This is a genomic window from Neorhizobium huautlense (assembly GCF_002968575.1).
Classification (GTDB): Bacteria; Pseudomonadota; Alphaproteobacteria; order Rhizobiales; family Rhizobiaceae; genus Neorhizobium; species Neorhizobium huautlense.
Map to the genome: position 1 here is coordinate 41,258 of NZ_PVBM01000013.1, position 25,374 is coordinate 66,631.

General features: G+C 61.0%; 26 protein-coding genes. 8 read left to right on the forward strand and 18 right to left on the reverse strand.

Going from position 1 to position 25,374, the window contains the following annotated elements; genetic code table 11:
• Positions 1-35: 35 nt before the first annotated feature.
• The gene (locus C5L12_RS15575) at positions 36-743 is read left to right on the forward strand and encodes a Crp/Fnr family transcriptional regulator (protein ID WP_165924121.1); all 708 of its coding nucleotides are present in this window, start codon (positions 36-38) and stop codon (positions 741-743) included.
• Between the two features lie 123 nt (positions 744-866).
• On the opposite strand, the gene ureG is transcribed toward C5L12_RS15575, so the two are convergent.
• The 16 genes from ureG to urtA form a co-directional block, all read right to left on the reverse strand.
• On the reverse strand, positions 867-1,478 hold the full coding sequence (gene ureG / locus C5L12_RS15580; protein ID WP_105372965.1) for an urease accessory protein UreG: 612 nt from the start codon (positions 1,476-1,478) through the stop codon (positions 867-869).
• A 41-nt stretch (positions 1,479-1,519) separates the two neighbouring features.
• Complete coding sequence (locus C5L12_RS15585; RefSeq protein ID WP_105372966.1) at positions 1,520-2,191, reverse strand: urease accessory protein UreF; 672 nt, start codon at positions 2,189-2,191, stop codon at positions 1,520-1,522.
• A gap of 6 nt (positions 2,192-2,197) precedes the next feature.
• The gene (gene ureE / locus C5L12_RS15590; RefSeq protein WP_105372967.1) at positions 2,198-2,698 is read right to left on the reverse strand and encodes an urease accessory protein UreE; all 501 of its coding nucleotides are present in this window, start codon (positions 2,696-2,698) and stop codon (positions 2,198-2,200) included.
• A gap of 126 nt (positions 2,699-2,824) precedes the next feature.
• A complete protein-coding gene (locus C5L12_RS15595; RefSeq protein ID WP_105372968.1) occupies positions 2,825-3,367 on the reverse strand; it encodes a peroxiredoxin in 543 nt (180 codons plus the stop codon).
• A gap of 194 nt (positions 3,368-3,561) precedes the next feature.
• Positions 3,562-5,271, reverse strand: coding sequence for an urease subunit alpha (gene ureC, locus C5L12_RS15600; protein WP_105372969.1), 1,710 nt, complete (start codon positions 5,269-5,271; stop codon positions 3,562-3,564).
• 59 nt (positions 5,272-5,330) lie between these two features.
• A complete protein-coding gene (locus tag C5L12_RS15605; RefSeq protein ID WP_245422924.1) occupies positions 5,331-5,738 on the reverse strand; it encodes a lysozyme inhibitor LprI family protein in 408 nt (135 codons plus the stop codon).
• The gene (locus C5L12_RS15610) at positions 5,735-6,040 is read right to left on the reverse strand and encodes an urease subunit beta (protein ID WP_105372970.1); all 306 of its coding nucleotides are present in this window, start codon (positions 6,038-6,040) and stop codon (positions 5,735-5,737) included. The genes C5L12_RS15605 and C5L12_RS15610 overlap by 4 nt, the downstream gene beginning before the upstream one ends.
• An 11-nt stretch (positions 6,041-6,051) precedes the next feature.
• The gene (locus C5L12_RS15615; protein ID WP_105372971.1) at positions 6,052-6,303 is read right to left on the reverse strand and encodes a DUF1272 domain-containing protein; all 252 of its coding nucleotides are present in this window, start codon (positions 6,301-6,303) and stop codon (positions 6,052-6,054) included.
• Between the two features lie 10 nt (positions 6,304-6,313).
• Positions 6,314-6,616 carry an urease subunit gamma gene (locus tag C5L12_RS15620; protein WP_105372972.1) on the reverse strand — a complete coding sequence of 101 codons (303 nt, stop codon included), beginning with the start codon at positions 6,614-6,616 and terminating at the stop codon, positions 6,314-6,316.
• A gap of 19 nt (positions 6,617-6,635) precedes the next feature.
• The gene (locus tag C5L12_RS15625) at positions 6,636-7,481 is read right to left on the reverse strand and encodes an urease accessory protein UreD (RefSeq protein ID WP_105372973.1); all 846 of its coding nucleotides are present in this window, start codon (positions 7,479-7,481) and stop codon (positions 6,636-6,638) included.
• Positions 7,418-8,656, reverse strand: a complete 1,239-nt coding sequence (locus tag C5L12_RS15630) for a CE1 family esterase (RefSeq protein ID WP_245422925.1) — start codon at positions 8,654-8,656, stop codon at positions 7,418-7,420. The genes C5L12_RS15625 and C5L12_RS15630 overlap by 64 nt, the downstream gene beginning before the upstream one ends.
• A 130-nt stretch (positions 8,657-8,786) precedes the next feature.
• The gene (urtE, locus tag C5L12_RS15635; protein WP_105372975.1) at positions 8,787-9,482 is read right to left on the reverse strand and encodes an urea ABC transporter ATP-binding subunit UrtE; all 696 of its coding nucleotides are present in this window, start codon (positions 9,480-9,482) and stop codon (positions 8,787-8,789) included.
• Between the two features lie 2 nt (positions 9,483-9,484).
• Positions 9,485-10,246 carry an urea ABC transporter ATP-binding protein UrtD gene (gene urtD / locus C5L12_RS15640; RefSeq protein ID WP_105372976.1) on the reverse strand — a complete coding sequence of 254 codons (762 nt, stop codon included), beginning with the start codon at positions 10,244-10,246 and terminating at the stop codon, positions 9,485-9,487.
• A 5-nt stretch (positions 10,247-10,251) separates the two neighbouring features.
• Positions 10,252-11,421, reverse strand: a complete 1,170-nt coding sequence (urtC, locus tag C5L12_RS15645) for an urea ABC transporter permease subunit UrtC (protein WP_105372977.1) — start codon at positions 11,419-11,421, stop codon at positions 10,252-10,254.
• Complete coding sequence (gene urtB / locus C5L12_RS15650; protein ID WP_105373066.1) at positions 11,418-13,031, reverse strand: urea ABC transporter permease subunit UrtB; 1,614 nt, start codon at positions 13,029-13,031, stop codon at positions 11,418-11,420. Before urtB ends, urtC begins: the two co-directional genes overlap by 4 nt.
• A 165-nt stretch (positions 13,032-13,196) precedes the next feature.
• Positions 13,197-14,486, reverse strand: coding sequence for an urea ABC transporter substrate-binding protein (urtA, locus tag C5L12_RS15655; protein ID WP_105372978.1), 1,290 nt, complete (start codon positions 14,484-14,486; stop codon positions 13,197-13,199).
• A gap of 213 nt (positions 14,487-14,699) precedes the next feature.
• On the opposite strand from urtA, the gene C5L12_RS15660 reads away from it, so the two are divergent.
• From C5L12_RS15660 to C5L12_RS15670, 3 genes are all read left to right on the forward strand, one after another.
• On the forward strand, positions 14,700-15,008 hold the full coding sequence (locus tag C5L12_RS15660; RefSeq protein WP_105373067.1) for a putative quinol monooxygenase: 309 nt from the start codon (positions 14,700-14,702) through the stop codon (positions 15,006-15,008).
• A gap of 111 nt (positions 15,009-15,119) precedes the next feature.
• Complete coding sequence (locus C5L12_RS15665) at positions 15,120-15,776, forward strand: phytochelatin synthase family protein (RefSeq protein WP_105372979.1); 657 nt, start codon at positions 15,120-15,122, stop codon at positions 15,774-15,776.
• Positions 15,777-15,910: 134 nt separating this feature from the next.
• Complete coding sequence (locus tag C5L12_RS15670) at positions 15,911-17,572, forward strand: alpha-amylase family protein (protein ID WP_105372980.1); 1,662 nt, start codon at positions 15,911-15,913, stop codon at positions 17,570-17,572.
• A gap of 7 nt (positions 17,573-17,579) precedes the next feature.
• On the opposite strand, the gene C5L12_RS15675 is transcribed toward C5L12_RS15670, so the two are convergent.
• A complete protein-coding gene (locus tag C5L12_RS15675; protein WP_105373068.1) occupies positions 17,580-18,542 on the reverse strand; it encodes a GlxA family transcriptional regulator in 963 nt (320 codons plus the stop codon).
• Between the two features lie 88 nt (positions 18,543-18,630).
• On the opposite strand from C5L12_RS15675, the gene C5L12_RS15680 reads away from it, so the two are divergent.
• Both C5L12_RS15680 and C5L12_RS15685 read left to right on the forward strand, forming a co-directional pair.
• Positions 18,631-19,074: a DUF488 domain-containing protein gene (locus tag C5L12_RS15680; protein WP_105372981.1), complete on the forward strand. Its 444-nt coding sequence runs from the start codon at positions 18,631-18,633 to the stop codon at positions 19,072-19,074.
• 71 nt (positions 19,075-19,145) lie between these two features.
• Positions 19,146-19,742, forward strand: coding sequence for a LysE family translocator (locus C5L12_RS15685; protein WP_105372982.1), 597 nt, complete (start codon positions 19,146-19,148; stop codon positions 19,740-19,742).
• Positions 19,743-19,796: 54 nt separating this feature from the next.
• On the opposite strand, the gene olsC is transcribed toward C5L12_RS15685, so the two are convergent.
• Complete coding sequence (gene olsC / locus C5L12_RS15690) at positions 19,797-20,630, reverse strand: ornithine lipid ester-linked acyl 2-hydroxylase OlsC (RefSeq protein ID WP_425350796.1); 834 nt, start codon at positions 20,628-20,630, stop codon at positions 19,797-19,799.
• Between the two features lie 330 nt (positions 20,631-20,960).
• Here olsC and C5L12_RS15695 point away from each other — a divergent pair, with 330 nt between their 5' ends.
• Positions 20,961-24,347, forward strand: coding sequence for a hybrid sensor histidine kinase/response regulator (locus C5L12_RS15695; RefSeq protein ID WP_105372983.1), 3,387 nt, complete (start codon positions 20,961-20,963; stop codon positions 24,345-24,347).
• Positions 24,340-25,263 (forward strand): response regulator transcription factor, encoded by a 924-nt coding sequence (locus tag C5L12_RS15700; RefSeq protein ID WP_105372984.1) that lies wholly within the window; start codon positions 24,340-24,342, stop codon positions 25,261-25,263. Before C5L12_RS15695 ends, C5L12_RS15700 begins: the two co-directional genes overlap by 8 nt.
• Positions 25,264-25,374 lie beyond the last annotated feature (111 nt).

Below are 25,374 nucleotides of genomic sequence, written 5' to 3' on the forward strand. Positions count from 1 at the left end.
GTGAGTGCGCAGCGGCCGACGTCATGGAACAGACGATGGAAATGATCAACACCAATATCAAGCTCAACAGCCGAGACCGGGCGGTGCTGATGAGGGCGCCCTTCTTGAGCGGCCTGAGCGGCAATTCGCTTGCGCGGATGCTCGGCAGCATGGCGGTGCTGAGCCTGCCTGCACGTAAATCCGTCTTCCGCGAAGGGGAAGATGCCGGCGCCTTCTACTGCGTGCTCAGCGGTTATGTCAGGCTCTACCGGTTGAATCGGGAGGGGCGCGAAGCGGATATCCGCATCTGCGCACCGGGTGACACCTTCGCCGAGTGCCTTCTCTATGGCGACAAGAAATACCCGTTTCATGCACAGACCGCCGAAGCCGCGACGCTCGCCCGTTTCGATGCGCAGACCGTCCGGGAACTTGCCGAACAGGAAAGCGATGTCGCCAAGGCGGTGATGATCTCCCTGTCCCAACACCTTCTGACGGCCATGGACTGCGTCGCCAACGACCGGCTGCATACGGCGCCGCAACGGGTGGCGAATTACATCCTGACGCGCTGTCCGGTGGATGGTGGCCCGGCCTCCATTCGCCTCCCTTTCCAGAAGAGCCTGCTGGCGGGTATGCTGGGCCTCGCCCCGGAAGCCCTTTCCCGCGCATTTTCCACCTTGCGGAAGACCGGCGTCACCGTGCGAGGCCGTGTGATCCAGGTGGGCGATGTGCAAGCGCTTCGGGAAATGAACGTTCATCACGGTTGACGCGAGGGAGGTCCCGCCTGGCAAGGCCGGCTTCCCGAAAGCATGCCGTACACGGGCGGTGGCGGCGGCATGCGATAGGCTGGTGGCTTTCGAGGCCGCCGCCTTCTTTTTCCAAGGCAGCGCTTACAGCCCGCCCTGCTCCTTCAGGAACCGGACCACGTGGTCCACTCCTTCGCCGCGTTTCAGATCGGTGAAGAGATGCGGTTTCGCCTCGCGCATGCGATGGGCGTCGCGGTCCATCACATCGAGATCGACGCCGACATAGGGTGCCAGATCCTTTTTGTTGATGACGAGCAGGTCGGAGCGGGTGATTCCCGGGCCGCCCTTGCGGGGTATTTCTTCGCCCTGGCAGGTTGAGATGACATAGATGGTGATGTCGGCAAGATCCGGGGAAAAGGTCGCCGCAAGATTGTCGCCGCCGGATTCGATGAAGACCACGTCAAGATCGGGGATGCGCTCGTTGAGACCCGCAATCGCCTGGAGATTGATCGTCGCATCCTCGCGGATCGCGGTATGCGGACAACCGCCGGTCTCGACGCCGACGATCCGGTCGGAGGAAAGCGCCTGCATCCTGACGAGCGCCTCGGCGTCTTCCTTCGTATAGATGTCGTTGGTGACAACAGCGACGGAATAACTCTCCCGCATCGCCTTGCAGAGTTTTTCCGTCAAAGCCGTCTTGCCGGAGCCGACAGGGCCGCCGATGCCGACGCGCAAGGGGCCGTTCGTCGATTTCATGTGACTTCCTTTCATAAATCCCAAGTCAGCTTAAGCCGCCCTCACGAGCGGAAAAGCCGTGAATTTTGTGTTTCGTGCCGGAGCGAGGCGATTTCCGCCTGCACCGCCGCGCTGCCGAGATCATCGAGGGTGGCCCGCACCGCGCACTGTGAAATCTCTTCAATCAGCACCTCGAGGGAGGCCAGGACCTTCACCCCTTCCGACTGTCCGCAGACACCAAGCCTGATGGCCGCCGAGACCGATTGGGAGACGGCGGCATGCAGATAGGCGGCCAGCGCCTTGCCGGCAGGAATGTGATGCGCTGCCGAGACTGCTCCGACTGCGACGGGAAAAGGCACATCGCGCGGCAGGCGATCCAGCACCGGATTTGGCCAGGCAGAAGCCGCCACGACGAATGCCTTCCCGAGCGACAACGCCTCCATGAACCGCTCGGCAGAGCCGCTCAGGGCGAGGCTCAGTTCCGCGACCTCACTCAGTTCCGCCTCGTTCTCCACCTGCCGCCAGGCTTCGGAAAACAGAACCGCGTCGTTCCAGAGACTGCCACGCCGGAGCAGCGTCGATATCCACTCCTCAAGGCCTGCGGCGTCCGTCACCAGACCATCAAAAACTGCCCGCTCAAGACCGCCGGAATAGGCAAAGCCGCCAATCGGAAAGGCGGGAGACAGCCAGGCCATCAACCTCAGAAGCGCCTGCGTATCGAGGGCCTGGCTCATGCAGGCTCAATCATGATGGTGATGATGGTCATGGTTATCATGTCCATGCGCATGGCTGCCATGCGAATGCCCCCCATGTGAATGATAGGCACCGCGCGCCGGCTGGAACGGCTCCTCGATCTCCGCGACCGTGGCGCCAAGCCCTTCGAGCATGGCGCGGATCACGTGGTCGCGCAGGATCAGGATGCGGCCTTCTTCGATCTGCGCCGAAAGATGCCGGTTGCCGAGATGCCAGGCAAGCTCGATCAGATGCAGTGTGTCACGCGCCCTGACCTCGAAAAGCTTCTCCGGCGCCGCACGCACCTCGACGGTATCGCCGCTGTCGAGCACCAGCCGGTCACCGTGATGGAAGAGCACCGCTTCCTTAAGGTCGAGCATCACCATGTCGCCATTCGAAAGATGCAGCAGCTTGCGGCGCAGATGACGCAGGTCATGCGGCAACGTGACGATATCGACCGGCGGATCGGTGATGACGCCGGCGGGGCGGTAGGAATGGATATGCTGCATGGAACCACTCGTCTGTCTGCGAAAACCGCATCATTGCGGAGCTTGCCTCAACGAGCAAGGCCTTTGAACAATCAACAAAAAACCCGGACTGGCGTCCGGGTTCCGGATGGCGCGGAATGCACCAAATCAAGCCGCGATCTTGGCCGACTTCAGATTCTCCAGGATATTCTGCGGAGAAGAAACGCCATAGGGGTCGGAGTCGCAGTTGTCGGAATAACCTTCCTCTTCAAACCACTGCTCGACGATGCCGTCATTGATGATGGCGGCATAACGCCAGGAGCGCATCCCGAAGCCGAGATTGTCCTTGGCGACCAGCATGCCCATCTTGCGGGTGAATTCACCCGAACCATCCGGAATGAGCTTGACGTTCTCAAGGTTCTGGCTTTTGCCCCAGGCGTTCATGACAAAAGCATCGTTGACGGAAATGCAATAGATTTCGTCGATGCCCTGTGCCTTGAACTCACCGGTAAGCTTTTCGAAATCCGGCAGCTGATAAGTCGAGCAGGTTGGCGTGAAGGCACCAGGTAGCGAAAAGAGGACGACACGCTTGCCGGAAAAATAGTCCCTGGTCGTCTTGTCTTCCCAGCGGAAGGGATTCGGGCCGCCGATCGACTCGTCGCGTACGCGGGTCCGGAACGTCACATCGGGAATACGTTTTCCAATAAGCATGGTTTCAACTCTCCTGAAATCGCGGAAAATCGACGGCTTGGGCGACCGCCTGAATGAGATGACGAAAACTAACGTAAAATATCTTGCAGTGCAGCATCAAAGGTCTGCGGCATAACAGCCATGCGCTCTACGCATACATGGGTAACGCGCCGATCGGCGGCCGCCTGATTGCCGCTTACCTCCGGATTTGGGTGTCAGAACAGAAAATAACGCTGCGCCATCGGCAGCACCGTCGCCGGCTCGCAAGTGAGCAGCTCGCCGTCGGCACGCACCTCGTAGGTTTCCGGATCGACCTCCACATGCGGCGTTGCCGAATTATGGATCATCGAGGCTTTCGAAATGCCGCCGCGGACGTTCCTGACCGCCAGCAGCTTCTTGGCGACGCCGAGCTTGTGGGCGAGACCCGCATCGAGCGAGGCCTGGGATACGAACGTGACGGAGGAATTGGTCCGAAGCTTGCCGTAGGCCGCAAACATTGGCCGGTAATGCATCGGCTGCGGGGTGGGTATCGAGGCGTTCGGGTCGCCCATCGGCGCGGCTGCGATCGAGCCGCCGAGCAGCACCATGTCCGGCTTCACGCCGAAGAAGGCCGGATTCCAGAGTACGAGGTCGGCCCGCTTGCCGACTTCCACCGAACCGATTTCATGGGAAACGCCATGGGCGATCGCCGGGTTGATTGTATATTTGGCGATATAGCGCTTGACGCGGAAATTGTCGTTATCGCCGGTTTCTTCCTTCAGCTGACCGCGCTGACGCTTCATCTTGTCGGCCGTCTGCCAGGTGCGGATCGCCACCTCACCGACGCGGCCCATGGCTTGGCTATCGGAAGAAATGATCGAGAAGGCGCCGATATCGTGGAGAATATCTTCCGCCGCGATGGTTTCCTTGCGGATGCGGCTTTCGGCAAAGGCGATGTCTTCCGGGATCGACGGCGACAGGTGATGGCAGACCATCAGCATGTCGAGGTGTTCCGCGAGCGTGTTGACCGTATAAGGCCGCGTCGGGTTGGTCGAGGACGGGATGACGTTCGGATTGCCGCAGACCTTGATGATGTCGGGCGCGTGCCCGCCGCCAGCCCCTTCCGTGTGGAAGGCATGGATGGTGCGGCCCCGGATGGCCGCGACCGTATCCTCCACGAAACCACTTTCGTTCAGCGTATCGGTGTGGATCATCACCTGCACGTCGAACTGGTCCGCAACCGTCAGGCAATTGTCGATGGCCGCTGGCGTCGTGCCCCAGTCCTCATGCAGCTTGAGCGATGAGGCGCCGGCAAGAATCATTTCCTCCAGCGGCGCCGGCAGCGAGGCATTGCCCTTGCCGGCAAGCGCGAGGTTCATCGGGAACGCATCGAAGCTTTCGATCATCCGTTCGATATGCCAGGCACCGGTGCAGGTGGTGGCGAGCGTGCCATGCGCCGGCCCAGTGCCGCCGCCCAGCATGCAGGTGACGCCCGACATCAGCGCTTCCTCGATCTGCTGCGGGCAGATGTAGTGGATATGCGCGTCCATGCCGCCGGCGGTCAGGATCTTGCCCTCGCCTGCAATCGCCTCGGTCGACGGGCCGACGATGATCGTGACACCTGGCTGCGTATCCGGATTTCCGGCCTTGCCAATTGCATGGATGCGTCCGTCCTTCAGGCCGACATCCGCCTTGTAGATGCCAGAATGGTCGACGATCAGCGCATTGGTGATGACAGTGTCGACCGCGCCCTCCGCCCGCGTCGCCTGGCTCTGGCCCATGCCGTCGCGGATGACCTTGCCGCCGCCGAATTTCACCTCTTCGCCATAGACGGTGAAATCCTTCTCCACCTCGATGAAGAGCTCCGTATCCGCAAGCCGCACCTTGTCGCCCACGGTCGGACCGAACATCGAGGCATAGGCGGCGCGGGACATCTTGTGTGGCATGGACGGTCTACCTCTGGAATTCGAGTAATTTGGGAATGGAATTTTGACCGATAGGGAACTCAGTTCCCCATGATCTCGGTCAGCTCTTTCAGTTCGGCCGTCCGCTTGCGGGTGAGGTCTGCCTGGCAACCGTAGATGAGCTGGGGCTCCATCGAGCCGCCGCGGGCCTGATAACCGTAGGAGGCGCATTGAGCATCGCGATAGGCGACCCAAGCGCGCTGCGCCTTGACGAGCGCATCTTCGGCCCCTTTCAGATTGGCCTCCGCGTCGGCATCCCATGTCTTCATGGCCTTGCGGGCCTTCTGGTACTCCACGTTGAGGATCTTGTCGGCAGCGTTCAATTCCTGCTCTTCACAATAGGTCATTTCCATCTGCGTGATGGGGTTCTTGCAGTTGGGCTTCGGCTCCTGCGCAAGCGCAGGCAGGGCGAAAACCAACAGAACGGCGGCGGCTATCGTCAATTTCACAGGGCACCCATGATCTTTTGCTGGAAACCGTAGACTTCCCGTTTGCCCGAAAGCGGGATTAGCGTGACTTGCCGGGTCTGCCCGGGCTCGAAGCGCACTGCCGTGCCGGCCGGGATATCGAGCCGCATGCCGCGGGCTTTCTCGCGGTCGAACGAAAGGCCGTTGTTGGTCTCGAAGAAATGATAATGGCTGCCCACCTGCACTGGCCGGTCGCCGGTGTTGGAGACCTCCACCGTCACCGTCGGAGCGCCGGAGTTGAGCTCGATTTCGCCTGCAGCGGCAATGACTTCGCCAGGAATCATGACTCTCCTCCTCAAGCAGCCTTGGGCGCACAGCCCTCGGCCTTCAAAACGCGTTTCGTGGATGCGGGGTACTTGGCGAGCTTCCCCGCCGGGCGCACCGGGCGGCGCACCAGTTCGCCGCCGCAATTCGGACAAGTGCCGGCCAGGATGGCGGTCGCACAGTCGGCGCAGAATGTGCATTCGAAGGTGCAGATCATCGCCTCCCGGCTTTCGGGCGGCAGGTCCTTGTCGCAGCATTCGCAATTGGGGCGTAGCTCCAGCATGGCGCCCTCCTCACCTTATGGGTTCGTGCACAGTGACGAGCTTGGTGCCGTCGGGAAAGGTCGCCTCCACCTGCACATCGTGAATCATTTCGGCAATGCCTTCCATTACCTGGTCGCGGCTGACGACATGCGCACCCGCTTCCATGAGATCGGCGACGGAACGACCGTCACGGGCACCCTCGACGACGAAATCGGTAATCAGCGCGATAGCTTCCGGATAATTCAGCTTGACGCCCCGCTCGAGCCGGCGGCGCGCAACGATCGCCGCCATTGATATCAGCAGCTTGTCTTTTTCTCTGGGCGTCAGGTTCATGGGAATCCCGTGATAAAAATCAGATGTTCCAGACTTTCGGCACTGGCGCGCCGTTACGCAATACGGAAATTGCCGGTGTCAGGATTTTTCTCATCTCGAAACCGGTCGGCGCCGCAAGCCGCGCAATCAGCTTGCCGTTCCAGTGGCTGGCTCCGCCAGTCCACGGGCTGGCTCCGCCGGCGGTATCGTCAAGACAGGCGCGGAGCTTGGAAAAAAGCACCTCGGCAAGCGGCCCGGTATAAAACAGGGTGGCGAAGGCGACCTGACCGGAGAGGACCCCTGCCGACTGCGTCATCCGCTCGATCGCGCCGTCGAACCGCAGCTCTTCGGCATGAATGAGCCTGCCGGAGCGGCGCACCCGCCACCGGTCGCGAAAAAAGCCCTCGGCAACGGCCTCGCCCATCGCCTTCCGCCCGAGCAGCACCGCCTCGACCGCTAGAAATTCGGCAGTTTCGGCAAGGTCGACATCAAGCCGGCGGGTCAACGAGGCCTGGTCGAACAGAATGGTTTCCTGGGGAAGCCAGTGGACGGAGGCGTCCTTGCCGACAGTTATGTGGGTGGAAACGGAAGCCGTGTCGGCGGCGGCTTTATAAATCTTCTCGTTTGCCTGGGTGGTAACCGAAAGTCTGGTGGAATCAGCAGCGGCGACGGACCATTCGATCATGTCGCCGCCGGTCAGTCCCCCTGACGTATTGATGAGGATCGCCTCCATTTCAGGCGAAAATGTTTCCGGAAGACGAATTTTTGCGCAGCCTTCCTGGTAGAACTCGGCGAGCCGGGTGCGCCCGCCGGAAGCCTTGGTTACAAGGCGTCCTGCACCCCTTGCCCGCTGCGGCGCATATTGATCGGCTGGGTGCTGCTGCACGTCGTCCCCTGAAGATCGGTATCGGTCGCGCAATCCGATGCAACGCCCGTGCCAGATTTCCCCTTTGCGGGCGCGGCGGTGGCGATCACATCGGTGCTGTCGGCCTTGCCGAAAAACTCCCACATCCGCGATGCCGGATCAATATTCGCATCGAAAGCCGGCTTGGCGTCGGCAACGGTGGCGACCTTGGTGACGCCTGCAGCGCCATCCTTGGCAGCGGCAATGACCGCTTCCGTCGCCGGTGCCGGTTTCGGCCAGGCATGGGTGCCATTGGCAAAGACGTAGGATGCGACACGGGCACCGTTCTTGCAGGTGCCGTAGAGGCTGAAGGTCACGTCGTCGACGGTCTTCGGATCGCCGTTGCCCTTGCAGCCGTCGAGCTCGGTCCATCTCTGTATCGCGGTCTTGAAGCCGTATTGCCAGTAGGCCTTGCCGCCGCCGGCATAGGGATTGGCGTCGTCCTTCTCGCCGGCAAAGGCCATGATGGAGATCGGCCTTGCTGGCGAGCAGTTTTCCGCATCGGGCCTCCACTTGCCGTCGATCTCGACCGGTCGGCCGGCGCGCAGCGAATGCACGAAGCCTGCGGCCGCGAAATCGTCGTGCCCAGCGCAAAGATAGGCCGAAAGCATACGCCCGCCGCCGGAATAACCGGAGGCGTAGATGCGTGCCGGATCGGTGCAGAAGGTCTCCTTCACCGTCTCGAGCGCCTGCGTGATATAGGCAACTTCATTGAGGCCGCCGGGTTGGGTCGTTACGTAAGGCACATTCCAGGCATAGGTGCCGGCCGAACTGCCGGGCAGGCTCCCCTGCAGCGCCATGACGATGAAGCCGTTCTTTTCGGCAACTTTGTCCCAGGAACTCCTGTTCAGCTGACCTTGAGGATTGCTGTGGCTGCCATGAAAGTCGAAAACGACCGGGACTTTCTGGCTGCCGGTATAGGAAGAGGGAATGAAGTAGACGGCCGAACGCGAAACCCCTTCGCTTTCGATGGTGATGGGATGACGGCCCGGTTCCAGGGGCTGGCCGCAGCCGGCATAGGCACCGCTCGCAGCCAAGAAAAAAGCCCCTACTGCGGTCGCGCGAGTAAGAGCGGGGTTGGAAAAGGTACCGGCAACGCGAGCAAAATCCATCAGCGCCTCATCATGGGTGCGGGAAGTGGTGTCAACAATGTGCAAGGTCCGCCTCAGAGTGTTCCAAGCTTACATGGAACGCTCCCTACGCCGCCTAGGTAACACATATCCGCTGATGACGAAACGCACGAAGTGCTGCGACGCGATACAAACATTCACCATGGAAATACTAGGACTACACAGTCAGGTGCCGCCTCGCTTCTGCCGTATCCAATGTTTCGGCCGCACCCTCATGCACAATTTCGCCACGATCCATGATGTAAACCTGATCGGCAAGCTCTCGGCAGAAATCCAGATACTGTTCGACCAGCAGGATGGCCATGCCGGTCGAGTCGCGGAGATAGCGGATCGCCCGGCCGATATCCTTGATGATCGAAGGCTGAATGCCTTCGGTGGGTTCGTCGAGCACGAGAATCTTCGGACGGGTGACCATGGCGCGGCCGATCGCCAGCTGCTGCTGCTGGCCACCGGACAGGTCGCCACCGCGTCGTCCGAGCATGGTTTTCAAAACCGGAAACAACGAAAAGATTTCATCCGGAATGGAGCGATCCTTCCGGGCGAGCGGCGCATAACCGCTTTCAAGGTTTTCCTGCACGGTGAGCAGCGGGAAGATTTCGCGCCCCTGTGGCACGTAGCCGATGCCGTGCTTGGCGCGGGCATAGGGTTGCAGGCCGTTCAGCACTTCGTTTTGGAAGCTGATCGTACCGGCGCTGACCGCGTGCTGGCCGGTAACGGCTCGGAGAAGAGAGCTCTTCCCCACGCCGTTGCGCCCCAGCACGCAGGTGATCTTGCCCATTTCGGCGGTGATCGAGACGCCACGCAACGCCTGTGCCGCGCCGTAGTGAAGATTGATGTTGTTGACCGTCAGCATAATCACCGCCCCAGATAGTTCTCGATCACCTTCGGATCGTTGGACACGAAATCGATCGAGCCCTCGGCGAGCACGGAGCCTTCCGCCAGGCACGTCACCTTGACGCCGAGCTCGCGGATGAAGCCCATGTCGTGTTCGACCACGACGACTGATCGCGTCTTGGCGATTTCCTTGAGGAGTTCGGCGGTTTCGGCCGTTTCCGCGTCCGTCATGCCGGCGACAGGTTCGTCGACGAGCAGGAGTTTGGGCTCCTGGGCAAGCAGCATGCCGATCTCCAGCCATTGCTTCTGGCCGTGCGAAAGATTGGCTGCGAGCTCGTCCTTGCGATGGGTCAGGCGGATGGTCGAAAGGATTTCCTCGATGCGCGCCTCGTCTTCGGTCGACAGCGTGTAGAAGAGCGTGGCAAACACCCCGCGGTCGCGGTTGAGCGCCAGTTCCAGATTGTCCCAGACGGTGTGGCTTTCGAAGACAGTCGGCTTCTGGAATTTGCGGCCGATGCCGAGCTGGGCGATATCGGCCTCGTCCTTTTTCGTCAGATCGATCGCATCCTCGAACAACACCGTGCCGGTGTCCGGCCTCGTCTTGCCGGTGATGATATCCATCATCGTCGTCTTACCGGCGCCATTCGGACCGATGATGGCGCGCAGCTCGCCGGGTTCGACCACGAAGGACAGCGAGTTCAGCGCCTTGAAACCGTCGAAGGAGACGGAGACGTTTTCGAGATAGAGCAGGCTTTTTTGTCTTGTTTCGGCAATCATATTCATCGTTTTCACTCCGCCGCCTGCGCCTGCGTGACGGGCACTGCCTCGTCCCTGCCCTTTTCCGCCTCCGCGGCAGCCTTCATCGCCTTGCGCGAATTCCAACCCTGCTGAACCGTGCCCACGATGCCCTTCGGCAGGAAGAGCGTCACGGCGATAAAGAGGCCGCCGAGCGCATAGAGCCAGATTTCCGGGAAGGCGCCGGTGAAGAAGCTTTTGCCAGCATTAACGAGCACCGCGCCGATGACCGGCCCGATCAGCGTGCCGCGCCCACCGACCGCCGTCCAGACGACCACCTCGATGGAGTTGGCAGGCGCGAATTCGCCCGGATTGATGATGCCGACCTGCGGTACGAAAAGCGCACCTGCAATGCCCGCCATCATCGCCGAGACGACGAAGGTGAAGAGCTTGATGTTCTCCACCCGGAAGCCGAGGAAACGCACCCGGCTTTCCGCATCGCGCACGCCGACCAGAACCTTGCCGAACTTCGATCGGACGATGGCCGACGCAACGAGGAGGCAGAGCGCCAGCATGATTGCCGACATGGCGAAGAGAACCGCACGCGTGCCGTCCGCCTGGACCGGGAAGCCCAGGATATCCTTGAAGTCGGTCAGGCCGTTATTGCCGCCGAAGCCCATGTCGTTGCGGAAGAAGGCGAGCATCAGCGCATAGGTCATCGCCTGGGTGATGATCGACAGATAGACGCCGTTGACGCGGGAGCGGAAGGCGAACCAGCCGAAGACGAAGGCAAGCAGGCCGGGCACGACCAGCACCATCGCCATGGCGAAGACGAACCAGTCGAAACCATGCCAGAACCAGGGAAGCTCCTTCCAGTTGAGGAACACCATGAAGTCCGGCAGGATCGGGTTGCCGTATACGCCTCTACTGCCGATCTGGCGCATCAGATACATGCCCATCGCATAACCGCCGAGTGCGAAGAAGGCACCGTGGCCGAGCGAGAGAATGCCGCAGTAACCCCAGACGAGATCGAGCGCGAGCGCCAGCAGCGCATAGCAGAGATATTTGCCGAAGAGCGACACGGCATAGGTCGGAATATGCAGCGCGCTGTCCGGCGGGGTCATCAGGTTGAGCGCCGGCACGAGCAGGGCGACGCCAAGCAAAATGGCGACGGCAACGACAATCCTGCCGTCGAGAGCCCGAAAGACAAAGCCGGAAATCATGCTTCCACCGCCCTTCCCTTGAGCGCGAAGAGACCGCGCGGACGTTTCTGGATGAAGAGGATGATCAGCACCAGAACCAGGATCTTGCCGAGCACGGCACCGACCGAAGGTTCGAGGAACTTGTTCAGCACGCCGAGCGACAGTGCGCCGACCAGCGTCCCCCAGAGATTGCCGACGCCACCGAAGACCACGACCATGAAGCTGTCGATGATGTAGCTCTGGCCGAGATTCGGCGAGACGTTGTCGATCTGGGAAAGCGCGACACCCGCGATACCGGCAATGCCCGAGCCCAGCGCGAAGGTGAAGGCATCGACCCACGGCGTCTTGATGCCCATAGACGACGCCATGCGGCGGTTCTGGGTGACGGCCCGCATATTGAGGCCGAAGGCCGATTTCTTCAGCACCACCAGCAGCGCCACGAAGATCGACATGGAGAAAAGGATGATCCACATGCGGTTCCAGGTGATCGTCATGCCGCCCACGGGGAACGAACCCGACATCCAGGACGGGTTGCCGACTTCCTGGTTTGTCGGCCCGAAGATCGAGCGGATCGTCTGCTGCAGGATGAGCGAGACGCCCCAGGTGGCGAGCAGTGTTTCAAGCGGGCGACCGTAAAGAAAACGAATGACGCCGCGCTCGATCACCAGACCGACGGCACCGGTGACGAGGAAGGCGACGGGCAGCGCGATCGCCAGAGACCAGTCGAACAGGTTTGGTGCATTGTCGCGAATCACCTCCTGCACCACGAAGGTGGAATAGGCGCCGAGCATGACCATTTCGCCATGCGCCATGTTGATGATTCCCATGACGCCGAATGTGATCGCAAGGCCGATTGCGGCGAGCAGCAGCACGGAGCCGAGCGACAGGCCATACCAGACGTTCTGCGCCATGTCCCAGAGCTGCTGTTCGCTCTCGATCGAAGCGATGGCCGCATCCAAGTCACCCTTGAGCCCGACTTCGATCGAACCGGAAACGGAATTCAGGATGCCGAGCGAATTGCGGCCTCCGAGATTCTTGATGGTTTCGATTGCGGAGCGCTTTTCATCGATGGAGCGGTCGGAGGAGAGGACCGAAACCGCCCGCGCTTCCTCCATGCGCGCCTTGACCTCCCCATCGGTCTCCTTGGCAAGGGCTGCCTCGACCAGATCGAGGTTTTCCGGGCTTGGCGAGCGCAGCACCGCCTCGGCGGCCTGCAGCCGCACGGCGCGATCCGGGCTCAAAAGCGTGAGGCCGCCCATGGCGGAGCGGATGACGCGGCGCAGATTGTTGTTGACCTTGATCTTGGTGACGGCGTTCTTCGCCGCCTGCCCGGCCGCGGCACCTGTCAACGGATCGATCAACTCGAAACCGGAACCGGCGGCCTTAGCGATGAAAACGAGATTGTCGGATTTGCGGAAATAGAGATCGCCCTCGGCAAAGGCATTAAGCGCCGGCACGACGCGGGCATCGCCGGTTGCGGCGATCTGGCCGAGCAGTTTTTCGGCCTCGTTGAAATCAGCTTTGGCTAATGCATCGATCAAAGGTTTGGGGTCGCTCTGCGCGAAAGACGGCGCGGCGAAGGAAAGGATCAGACAGGCAAGCAAAGCCTGGAGAAAAGATTTCAAGGTCATGATATCGCCCCTGTCGGCCGGCCGGAACGCCCCTCGCCTGAAACCCTGAGGCCGAAGGAACAACTGGCGGCGACGCCGCAATTCTCTCTCCCCGACCTGGTTCAGGTCGGGGAGAGGGTCTGACCGGGGGCTCACCCCCCAGCCCTCAGGTTTCACCAGTTAGAATCAGCTGCCCTTGCCGCCGCACTTGCCGGAAGCAACGTTGAAGTTGCCGCAGGACATCGGCTTGCGCCAATCGGAGATCAGGTTCTTGGAGTCCGGCAGATAATCGGACCATTCGTCACCAACGACGGCAGGTGTTTCCTGGACGATTTCGAACTGGCCGTCCGCCTGGATTTCACCGATCAGCACCGGCTTGGTGATGTGATGGTTCGGCATGACGGTGGATGTGCCGCCCGAAAGGTTCGGAACGGAAACGCCGATGATCGAGTCCAGAACCTTGTCGGTATCGGTGGTGCCAGCGGCTTCGACGGCCTTTACCCAGGCGTTGAAGCCGATATAGGCGGCTTCCATCGGGTCGTTGGTGACGCGCTTGTCGTTCTTGGTGAAGGCCTTCCATTCCTTGATGAAATCGGCATTGACCTCGGCGTCGACGGACTGGAAGTAGTTCCAGGCGGCGAGATGGCCGACGAGCGGCTTGGTGTCGAGACCGGCAAGCTCTTCTTCACCGACCGAGAAGGCCACGACCGGAATGTCTTCGGCCTTGATGCCCTGGTTGCCGAGTTCCTTGTAGAAGGGAACGTTGGCATCGCCGTTGATGGTGGAGACGACGGCGGTCTTCTTGCCGGCGGAGCCGAACTTCTTGATGTCGGAGACGATGGTCTGCCAGTCGGAGTGACCGAATGGCGTATAGTTCACCATGATGTCGGATTCGGCAACGCCCTTCGACATCAGATAGGCCTTGAGGATCTTGTTGGTGGTCTGCGGATAGACATAATCGGTGCCGGCCAGAACCCAGCGCTGCACGCCTTCGCTTTCAGCCAGGTAGTCGACAGCCGGGATGGCCTGCTGGTTAGGCGCGGCACCCGTGTAGAAGATGTTGCGCGAGGATTCTTCACCCTCGTACTGGACCGGGTAGAAGAGGATCGAATTGAGCTCCTCGAAGACCGGTAGGACGGACTTGCGCGAAGACGAAGTCCAGCAGCCGAAGACGGCAGCCACCTTGTCCTGGGAGATGAGCTGGCGGGCCTTTTCGGCAAACAGCGGCCAGTCGGATGCCGGGTCGACAACGACGGCTTCGAGCTTCTTGCCCAGCACGCCGCCCTTCTTGTTCTGCTCCTCGACGAGCATCAGCATGACATCCTTGAGGGTGGTCTCGGAGATGGCCATGGTGCCCGAAAGCGAGTGCAGAACGCCGATCTTGATGGTGTCGTCTGCGGCGAAGGCGCCGGAAAGCGCCGTCGTCGACATGACGGTGGCGAGCAATGCGCCAGCAAACTTTGCTTTGAAAGTCATTGGTTCGAACCCCTCTTCTCGTTCGTCCGCAACGAAAACCTTAACCGTTGCTTAAGCGACTATCGGGCGCTGCATCGCAAAACCACATACGTAAAATGACGTACCGCAGGGGGAGAAGCGGGAAGGGTGTGAGCCACCGTTATGACCTCGGAGGTAATCGACCTGCCGTTCCTGCAAGGCTATTCCGGTCGTAGAAAAAAGAAAGGATCAGCCATGCCTGTCACCTATGTCATCCGTTTCGATATTCTTCCGGGCGAGCGCGAGCGCTTCATGACGCTGCTCGACGGCGTGCTGGACGCGATGCGGCACGAGCCGATGTTTCACCAGGCGGTGCTGCATGCCGATCCAGAAAACGAAAACCGGATGATGCTTTACGAGACATGGGAGGATCATCAGGACGTATTGGACGTGCAATTGCAGCGCCCCTATCGGGAGGCATGGCACGCGGCCCTTCCCGAACTCCTCGCCGGTCCTCGCGATATTTCGATCTGGCATCCGATCCGCAGCGACCGCGCGGGGTGAATTCACTCCGCAGTACGAGTTTGCGATCCCTCATCCGCCGTATGGATATCTTGATGGCGGCTGTCTCCAGGCTCATTGTCCGGTGACCATCCGTGCTTCGGGAGCATCGAAATGAAGCGCGCCTTCTTTCTTGGCATAGTTGCCGCCGCCGGTGTGCTCGTCGGCACCGCAGGCTTCATCGCCAGCCAGACCAAAGTCCCGCCGGAAGCGATCCAATCCTCGGTCATCCGTGTTCCGGAACTGATCGAGACCGCCTGGAAGCTGCCTGTGGCGGCAACATTTGATCGGAATATCGCCTGGCAAACAAATGCATCGCGGTGCGGGCCGGCGAGCATCGCCAACACGTTCCGTTCCGTCGGCGAAGAGGAAAAGACCGAGGCCGAGGTTCTGGATGGAACCGGCCTGTGCTGGACCGGGCTTTGCATAATGGGGCTGACGCTGGATGAGCTCGCTGGTCTTGCGAAGATGAAAACACAGCGGAAGGTCACGGTTCTGCGCAACCTGACGGCCGACGAGTTTCGCGAGCATATGAAGCGGGCAAACGACCCCGCCCGCCGCTACATCGTCAACTTCACGCGAGAGAAAATCTTCGGCGCAGGTGCCGGCCATCATTCTCCGGTTGGAGGATATCTTGAGGCGCAAGACATGGTGTTCGTTCTCGATGTCAACGAGAACTACAAGCCTTGGCTGGTCGAGACGGAACGTCTGTTTTCGGCGATGAACACGTTTGACGGCGACAGCAAGCGGGGCCTACTTTTGATCGAATAGGCGCGTTCGATCCCCCAGCGATTGAGAGGACGGGGCCATAAGGCCCGCTTTCATGCGGCATTGGTCCTACGCCTGGAACAATTCCCGCGCTGAGCAATTGCCCTCCCCGAACCAGCCCATTCGAGGAGCGCACCGTGATCAACGATCTCTGGTACAAGAACGCCGTCATCTATTGCCTTTCCGTTGAGACCTTCATGGACGCCAATGGCGACGGTGTTGGGGACTTCGAGGGGCTGGAGCGGCGCCTCGACTACCTTGCCGGCCTCGGCGTCAATGCCATCTGGCTGATGCCGTTCCAGACCTCGCCTGGACTGGATGATGGCTACGACGTCTCGGACTACTACAACGTCGACCCCCGCTACGGCACGCTCGGTGACTTCGTTGAATTCACCCACGGCGCCAAGCAGCGCGGCATCCGGGTGCTGATCGACCTCGTCGTCAACCACACATCGGACCAGCATCCCTGGTTCCAGCAGGCGCGAAGCAGCCCGGACTCGCCTTTCCGCGACTGGTATATCTGGTCGAACAAAAAGCCGGGCAATGCCGACGAGGGCATGGTCTTTCCGGGCGTGCAGGAAACCACCTGGACCTATGACGAGAAGGCGAAGCAATATTATTTCCATCGCTTCTACCATTTTCAGCCCGACCTCAACACGTCCAATCCGGAGGTTCAGGCGGAAATCCTGAAGATCATGGGCTTCTGGATTCAGCTTGGCGTCTCCGGTTTCCGGGTCGATGCCGTGCCCTTCGTGATCGCCCAGAAGGGAGCGGAGGTGAAGCGGCCTCAGCCGCAATACGAGATGCTGCGCGGCTTCCGCGAATTCCTGCAGTGGCGGCTTGGGGATTCGATTTTCCTGGCGGAAGCGAATGTCGTGCCGAAGACCAATCTCCAGTATTTCGGCCACGACAGCGACCGCATGCAGATGATGTTCAACTTTCACGTCAACCAGGCGCTGTTTTATGCCATGGCCAGTGGAGACTCGCGCCCGCTTGCCAAGGCGTTGGATGCGACGCGTGAGAAACCCGCCACAGCCCAATGGGGCATCTTCCTGCGCAATCACGACGAACTCGATCTGGGCAGGCTGACGGAGAAGCAGCGGGAAAAGGTCTTTGAGGAATTCGGACCCGAGAAGGAGATGCAGCTTTATCACCGGGGCATAAGACGCCGGCTCGCGCCGATGCTGGAGGGCGATCGCCGCCGGCTCGAACTCGCCTACAGCCTGATGTTCTCACTTCCGGCCACGCCGGTCATCCGTTACGGCGACGAGATCGGCATGGGAGACGACCTTAGCCTGCCCGAGCGCAACTGCGCCCGCACGCCGATGCAATGGTCCCCGGAACCGCACGGAGGCTTCACCAAGAGCGACAAACCGATACTGCCCGTCATCAAGGAAGGTCCCTTCGGATACTGCTATGTCAACGTCGCCGATCAGAAGCGGGAGGCCGAGTCCATGCTCAACTGGACCGAGCGGCTGATCCGCATGCGCAAGGAGACGCCCGAAATCGGCTGGGGCGAATGCACGGTGGTGGATACCGGCGACGACGGCGTGCTGGCGCTCCGATTTGACTGGCGCAACAACTCGGTTCTGACGGTGCATAACCTCTTGTCGAGGCCAGCAGAAATTCACTTCGACGCGGGCATCGGAGCGGAAGGGCATCTGCTGATCGACATCGCCGATGGCGGCAACAGCCGCGCCGACGGGAAAGGCCGCCACCGCCTTCTGCTCGATGCCTATGACTACCGCTGGTTCCGGTTGGGCGGCCTGGACTATCTGCTGAAGCGCGAGGAAATCTGACGAACCGTCACTCGGCCATTCGCAGTTCACGCACTCCGCGACCGAGTTTCTGGCGCAGCAGCGCCCGAAGCGTCACGCCGTCGGCGTAACCCACCAGTGGAGCGATCTCATCCGGGCTCTTGCCGCTGGTTTTCAGGAGATGCACGGCGCGTTCGACACGCAGGTCCTGGAAATAGGAGAGCGGCGTTTTGCCGAGCACCTGCTCCAGGCGGCGGGCGAGCGTGCGCTTGCTGGCGCCGACGGCATCGGCCGCCTGGTCAAGCGAAAAGCCTTCCGAAAGCCGGGCGCGAGCCCAGCGCTCGAACTTCTCCACCAACGGGTCGGCATGCGCTAGATGGTCGGAAATGACATAGGTCGACTGCGCCGGCCGGTTGTCGACGATGAGGTAGCGGGCAACCAGGCCCGCAAGCTCGGGGCTCGCCTGCCGTACCAACCAGAGCGCCATGTCCAGATGGCCGAGCGCGGCACCTGCCGTCACGAGCGGACCGGACTTAACCAGCATGCTTCCGTCTTCCAGATTTACGGCGGGGTAACGCTGGCGAAAGAGCGGCGCGAGCCACCAGGTGGTCGTTGCCTTCTGTCCGTCAAGCAGCCCGGATTCGGCAAGCACGAACGTACCGATACAGGCGGCGGCAATGTTTACGCCACCGTCCCTCGCCTCGCGGAGCGCTGCGGTCGCATCCCGAACGTCCGGCCGCTCCAGCGCAGGCAGCAGCAGATCGGGCACCTTGTAACCGAGCGCAGGCACAACGAGCCACCCGCCTGCGGCTGTACAGACCGGATCGGAAATCGGCACGACGAAACCCTGCGAGGTCTGAACCTTCTTCCGCATCCCGACGACGGAGACCTCGAACGGCGGCACGTTCAGAGACAGCATCGCGGCAAGTTCGTTGGCGGTCGTGAAGACGTCGAGGATGGCCGAGAGCCCGGTATCGAAAACACCGTCCAAAGCAAGCACCTGCAGCTTCATGGCAAGATCCATATCCAGAATGTCAATATTGACAATAGCAGGAGATACCGCGTTCCGCCATGATGGCACAAAGGCATGGGGCACCGGCATGAGCATAGACGTCACCACGATCGGTTTCACCAAGACGACGGCCGAGGATTTTTTTGGCCGGATCAAAAGCGCCGGGGTAGAAAGAATGATCGACGTACGGCTTCACAACACCTCGCAACTTGCCGGTTTTGCCAAATCCGATGACCTCGCCTTCTTCCTGAGGACGATCTGCGGTGCGGCCTACAGGCACGAGCCCCTGCTTGCGCCGACCGAAGAGCTCATGACTTTCTTCAAGAAAGAGAAGGGTGACTGGAACATCTTCCAGAACGATTTCATGAGCTTGATGGCGGAACGCAAGGTGGAAAGTCACTTGAAGCCGGATGAGTTGGAAGGCTCCTGTCTGCTCTGTTCGGAGGACAAGCCGCATCACTGCCATCGGCGGCTCGTCTGCGACTACCTGAACGGCAAATGGGGCGGCAGGCTGAGCATCCGGCACCTCTGATCCGACCGATCTGCAATCCGAACCTTTGAACACCGCAGGGAGGCCCTCTCCCGCGACGGGAGCATTTTGCCATGACCTATGAGACCATGCTCGCAATCGGACTTTTCTCGCTTGTCGGCTCGGTGACGCCTGGACCGAGCAATTTCATGCTGCTCGCTTCAGGCACGAATTTCGGCTTCTGGCGAACGGTGCCGCAGATCCTCGGCATCACCATCGGCTTTTCCTCGGTATTGCTGGCGGTCGGTTTCGGACTGGGAGCGCTGATGACAGCCTATCCGCCGCTCGGCCTGGGGCTGAAGATAGCAGGGGGCGCCTACCTGCTCTATCTCGCTTGGCGCATCGGCATGTCGCGGGCCGTCTCAAACGGCAATGCGGAAGCCGCCCGGCCGCTCACGTTCCTGGAATCTGCCGCCTTCCAATGGGTGAACCCAAAGGCCTGGATCGCAGCGCTGACGGCCATGGCGGCCTACGCGAATGCGGCAAACCCGTTTCTCTCGGTGACGCTGGTTACGCTCGTGGTCGCGGTCGTCAACCTGCCGACCGTGTCCATCTGGGCGGGTTTCGGTGTGATGCTGCGACGCTTCCTGTCCGATCCCCAAAAACTCAAATGGTTCAACATCACGATGGGCCTGCTGCTCGCCGCGACGCTCTGGCCGCTGATGCGCTAGGTGGCAATGCCGCATGGACTACATACGGCATTGCCGAGATTCACGCGAGCTCGCTCAGTCTTTCGCGTCGGGGCGATTGCGCCATGCTTCCGCCTGGGCGTAGAACTTCTTTTCCCATTCCTTGTGGTTATCGAGGCCCTCCCTGATGAAGGGCGTGAAGATCGCCATGTGCATCAGCAGCCAGTTCACCAGCCGGGCAGGGAATTTCAGCGGCTTGACGAAGTCCACGAACAGCACCACCCGCGTCTTGTCCGTATGGTTCCACGCCTCATGTTCATAGGCGTCGTCAAAGATCAGCGCCTTGCCCTCTTCCCAATGGCAGACCTGGTCCTTGACGCGGATCGCCAGCTTGTCGCGCGGCTCGGGAACGATCAGGCCGAGATGCAGCCGCAGAACGCCGTTATACGGGCCGCGGTGCGGCGGCAGGTGCTTGCCCGGCTCGAAGATCGAGAACATCACGGTCGTCAGTCCGGGGATATTCTGCATCGCCTTCCAGGTTTCAGGGCAGGCCCGGATGTTCTGTTCGGATTTCACGCCGAAACCGAGCAGGAAGAAGGTCTTCCAGCCTCTGTCGGTGGAGATCGTCTTCACGTCGGTGGAAATGTCCTGGAAGGTCGGCAATTCGTCCTTGCGAACAAGGATCTGGTCGAGCTCGGCGCGGATCGCCGGCGCCGCCTTTTCGATTTCTGCAGCCCAGGGAAACGTGGCGTTGTCGTAAACCGGCGGATTGCCCAGTTTTGCGTACTTGAAATTCAATCGTTCCGCCCAGGCGACGATCGACATGAAGAAACGGGTGACCGGGCTCGGACGCTCCATCGGCGCAATGCCGGAGGTACCGAAACTCTGTTCAGGTTCAGGGATGGTGGTGGATGACGGTTTCACGGAAATGCGCCTGACAATTTGGTTGATGTAAAGCGTTAAAGGCACTTGCCGCCATACCTCTTCCGCCTGGGTTAACGTTTGTTGACATGGGATGTCATGTTCCAGCTTGCAAGCGTCTGTGTCGCAGTTGTGGCGGCCTGGAACATTATAGCTACGGCTGTGGCAGAAGGTCCGCAGTTCTCCTCACAATCAATAAACAAGTATCAGCACGTCCGAAAACAGCCGGTGGAAGTGAACCTAAGCTTCGCAAATGCGAAAGCCTGCTTGCAAAACGTTGCGCCACAGCTGAAAGTGCCTAATAGACAGTCTTCTCCCTCAAGGTGCTAGAAATTAGGCATGGCAGCGCGGCAACGCATCATCCCGGTCCGACGGGAATACAATCGTTGGGTCGCCAACCAGACGCTGGAAGACTATGCGCTGCGTTTCACCGCCAAAAGCGCCCGCCGCTTTTCCTCCAGCCGTATTTCGCAGACGGCGATCGGGGCGATTTCCTTTCTGGCGCTCGAGGCGATCGGCGGAGCGATCACCCTCTCCTACGGCACCACGAACGCCTTCTTCGCAATCGTCGCTGCCGCCATCGCCATGCTCGTCATCGGCCTTCCAATCAGCCGCTACGCGATCCGCCACGGGGTCGACATCGATCTTCTGACCCGCGGCGCGAGCTTCGGTTACATCGGCTCGACCATCACCTCGCTGATCTATGCGAGCTTCACCTTCATGCTGTTTGCGATCGAAGCCTCGATCATGACCGGCGCGCTCGATCTTGCCTTCGGCATTCCGCCCTGGATCGGCTACATGATCAGCGCCGCCGTGGTGATCCCGCTCGTCATCTACGGCGTGCAGCTGATCTCCCGCTTCCAGCTGCTGACGCAGCCCTTCTGGATCGTGCTGAACGTCCTGCCTTTCGTGTTCATCGCCTTTCTGGACTGGGAAAAGTTCGACCTCTGGCGCGCCTTTGCCGGAATTAATCATTCGAATGCCGAAGTTGGCGGGGCGGCGCCCTTCGACCTCCTCGAATTCGGAGCCGCCTCGGCCGTCATCCTCGCGCTGATGCCGCAGATCGGCGAGCAGGTCGACTTCCTCCGCTTCCTGCCCCCGGAAGGCTTGCGGAAATGGCGCCATCGGCTCGCTGTTTTCCTTGCAGGTTCCGGCTGGGTGGTCGTCGGGGTGCCGAAGCTCCTGGCGGGTTCCTTCCTGGCCGTCCTGACGCTCTCGACAGGCGTGCCGATCGGCGAGGCCGCCGACCCGGCCCATATGTATCTGGCGGCGTTCGGCTACATGATCCCGAACGAAACCGCGGCGCTGCTTTTGATGGCCGCCTTCGTGGTCGTCTCGCAGCTCAAGATCAACGTGATGAACGCCTATGCGGGCTCGCTCGCCTGGTCGAATTTCTTCTCGCGGCTGACCCACAGCCATCCGGGCCGCGTCGTCTGGCTTGTCTTCAACGTGCTGATCGCATTGTTGCTGATGGAGCTCGGCATCTACCGGCTGCTGGAAGCCACACTTGGCGTCTTTTCGATCGTCGCCATGGCCTGGCTCTGCACCATTTCGGCAGACCTCTTCATCAACAAGCCACTTGGTCTTGCGCCTCCGGGCATCGAGTTCAAGCGCGCCCATCTCTACGACGTCAATCCCGTCGGGCTCGGCGCAATGTTCGGCTCCGCCGGCGTGGCGCTGGCCGCCCATTTCGGCCTGTTCGGCGCGTTGATGGCCTCGCTCGCCACCTATGTGACGCTCATCGCATTCGTCATCTCTCCGGCAATCGCCTTCGCCACCCGCGGCAAGTTCTACCTCGCGAGAAAACCGCGGCAGAGCTGGAAAGCCATGGGCTCGATCACCTGCTCCATATGCGAGCATCCGTTCGAGCACGAGGATATGGCCTGGTGTCCGGCTTATGCGGCACCGATCTGCTCGCTCTGCTGCTCGCTCGACAGCCGCTGCCACGACATGTGCAAGCCGCGCGCCCGGCTCAATACCCAGATCGGCAGCGTCGCCCGCACGGTCCTGCCGGAAAGCGTCATCGCCCGGCTCACCACCCGCCTCGGGCGTTACGCAACCACCGCTGTGCTGTCCGTCTCTGCGATTGGCGCGATCCTGGCGATGATCGCCCACCAGGTCGGCCGGGCCACACCCGCCAATGCCGAGGTTATTTATGGGACGGTGACGATCGTCTTCTTCGTCTTCGCGATCATCGCCGGCATCGTTTCGTGGTTCTACGTGCTCGCCCATGACAGCCGGGTGGTGGCCGAGGAGGAATCCTCCCGTCAGAACACCTTGCTCCTCAAGGAAATCGCCGCCCACAAGAAGACGGACGCGGCACTTCAGGACGCCAAGGAGACGGCCGAGGCCGCCAACCGCGCCAAGAGCCGCTATGTCGTCGGTCTGTCCCACGAGTTGCGCACGCCGCTCAACGCCGTGCTGGGATATGCGCAGATCCTCGAACGCGACGAAACAATCCCCCCGCCGCGGCAATCGGCGATCAAGGTCATCAAGCGCTCCGCCGATCACCTTTCCGGCCTGATCGACGGGCTGCTCGACATATCCAAGATCGAGGCCGGCCGGCTGCAGGTCTATTCCAACGAGATCAATATCCAGGACTTTCTGGACCAGATCGTCGAGATGTTCGGGCTGCAGGCGCAGGCCAAGGGGCTGGAGTTCGAGCACGAGCGGGCGCGCTCCCTGCCGCAATATGTACGCACCGACGAAAAGCGGCTGAGGCAGATCCTGGTCAACCTGCTTTCCAATGCGATCAAGTTCACCGACGAAGGCAAGGTGAGATTCGAGGTCGCCTACCGCAGCCAGGTCGCGACCTTCACCGTTTCCGATACCGGCCGCGGCATAGCCGAGAAGGATCTCTCCCGCATCTACGAACCCTTCCAGCGCGGCGAGGCCGAAAGCATCCGCCCGATGCCGGGGCTTGGCCTCGGGCTTACGATCACCCAGCTCCTCACCAACACGCTGGGCGGCGAAATCGCCGTCGCCAGCACCAAGGGAGAAGGGTCTATCTTCAAGGTGAGGCTGATGCTGTCGGCGGTCGAGCGGCCCAACACGGCGCCGGCCGCGGAAAAGAAGATCGTCTCCTATACCGGCCCGCGGCGCACCATCATGGTCGTCGACGACAACGAAGATCACCGCGACCTTATGCGCGAACTGCTCGTGCCGATGGATTTCGTGGTGCTGACGGCCAACAGCGGGCCGGATTGCCTGACGCTGATCGAGGGCGTGACGCCGGACCTCTTCCTGGTCGACATCTCCATGCCAGGCATGAGCGGCTGGCAGCTCGTCGGTCGGCTCCGCGAGATCGGCCAGACAGCTCCGATCGTCATGCTTTCGGCAAATATCGGCGACAGTTCCGGCGCAAGCTCCGGCGACGAAGGCCATAACGATGCGATCGCCAAGCCCGTCGACATCCGCCGTCTCGCAGACAAGCTGGCTGCCCATCTCGGCCTTGTCTGGGTTTATGAGAGCGATACTTCGCTTGCCGTTCCGACAAGCCTCAGGAAGCCGATCAAAAGTCCGGGGACGAACCATATCGAGGACCTTTTGCGGCTCGGCGAAATCGGCTACGTCCGCGGTATCGAAGCGAAGCTCGCCGATCTCGCCAAGCAGGAGGAACACAAATCCTTCGCGGAAGAACTCGGCACCTACGTGCAGGCCTTCGATCTTGCCGGCTACATGAATTTCCTGACACGCCTTGCCCCAGAAAGGACGAGTGATGGCTGAGACTGCCCTGCCGCGCGACATCGTCCTCCTGGTGGACGACAGCCCCGAAGCGCTCGGCTTCCTCACCGAAGCGCTGGAAAAGTCCGGCTTTTCGGTGCTGATCGCCACCTCCGGCCAGGCGGCGCTGAACATCGTCGAGCGCATCACGCCGGACCTGATCCTGCTCGATGCTGTCATGCCCGGCATGGACGGCTTCGAAACCTGCCGCAGGCTCAAGATCAACGGCGCCGTGGCTCAGGTGCCGGTCATCTTCATGACCGGCCTGACCGAAACCGAACATGTGGTCAACGCGCTCGATTCCGGCGGCGTGGATTACCTGACGAAGCCGATCAACATCGACGAACTGCGCGCCCGCATTCGCGTGCATCTGTCCAATGCCCGCTCGGCGCAGAGCGCCCGCGTGGCGCTCGACGCCGCCGGCCGCCACCTGCTCGCGGTCAAGGCCAATGGTGCCATCCATTGGTCGACGCCGCAGGCGACGCGGCTGATCAACGCCGCGACCGGCAGCGACGACGGCCTCGACATCGTTGCCCAGCGGATCAGCGCCTGGATGGCGGAACGGGACAGGCCGAGTTTTGCCCGCGATGCCGCTTTCTCCCTCATGGAGGACGGCCAGGCGAGCCTGCATTTCTCCTTCCTCGGCGCAATCGGAGCGGACGAACACCTCTTCCGTCTGACGGCCACCAACAAACGACCCGACGACGAAGTGCTGCGCCGGCATTTTCCGCTGACCCAGCGCGAGTCCGAAGTGCTGCTCTGGATCGCCAAGGGCAAGTCGAACCGGGACATCGGCGATATCCTCGGTCTTTCGTCCCGCACGGTGAACAAGCATCTGGAACAGATCTATGTGAAGCTCGGCGTCGAAAACCGCGCGTCGGCCGCGGTCAAGGCCGCGCATGTGCTGCACGGCGAGTAGGGCTTCGGCTCAAGGCAAGACAGAAAAAGGCAGCGTCCTGATAACGGCCGCCAACACGTTTAGCCACGCCGGCGGCGCCGGCATGGTTGGGAACGGGGCAGGCAGGAGTAT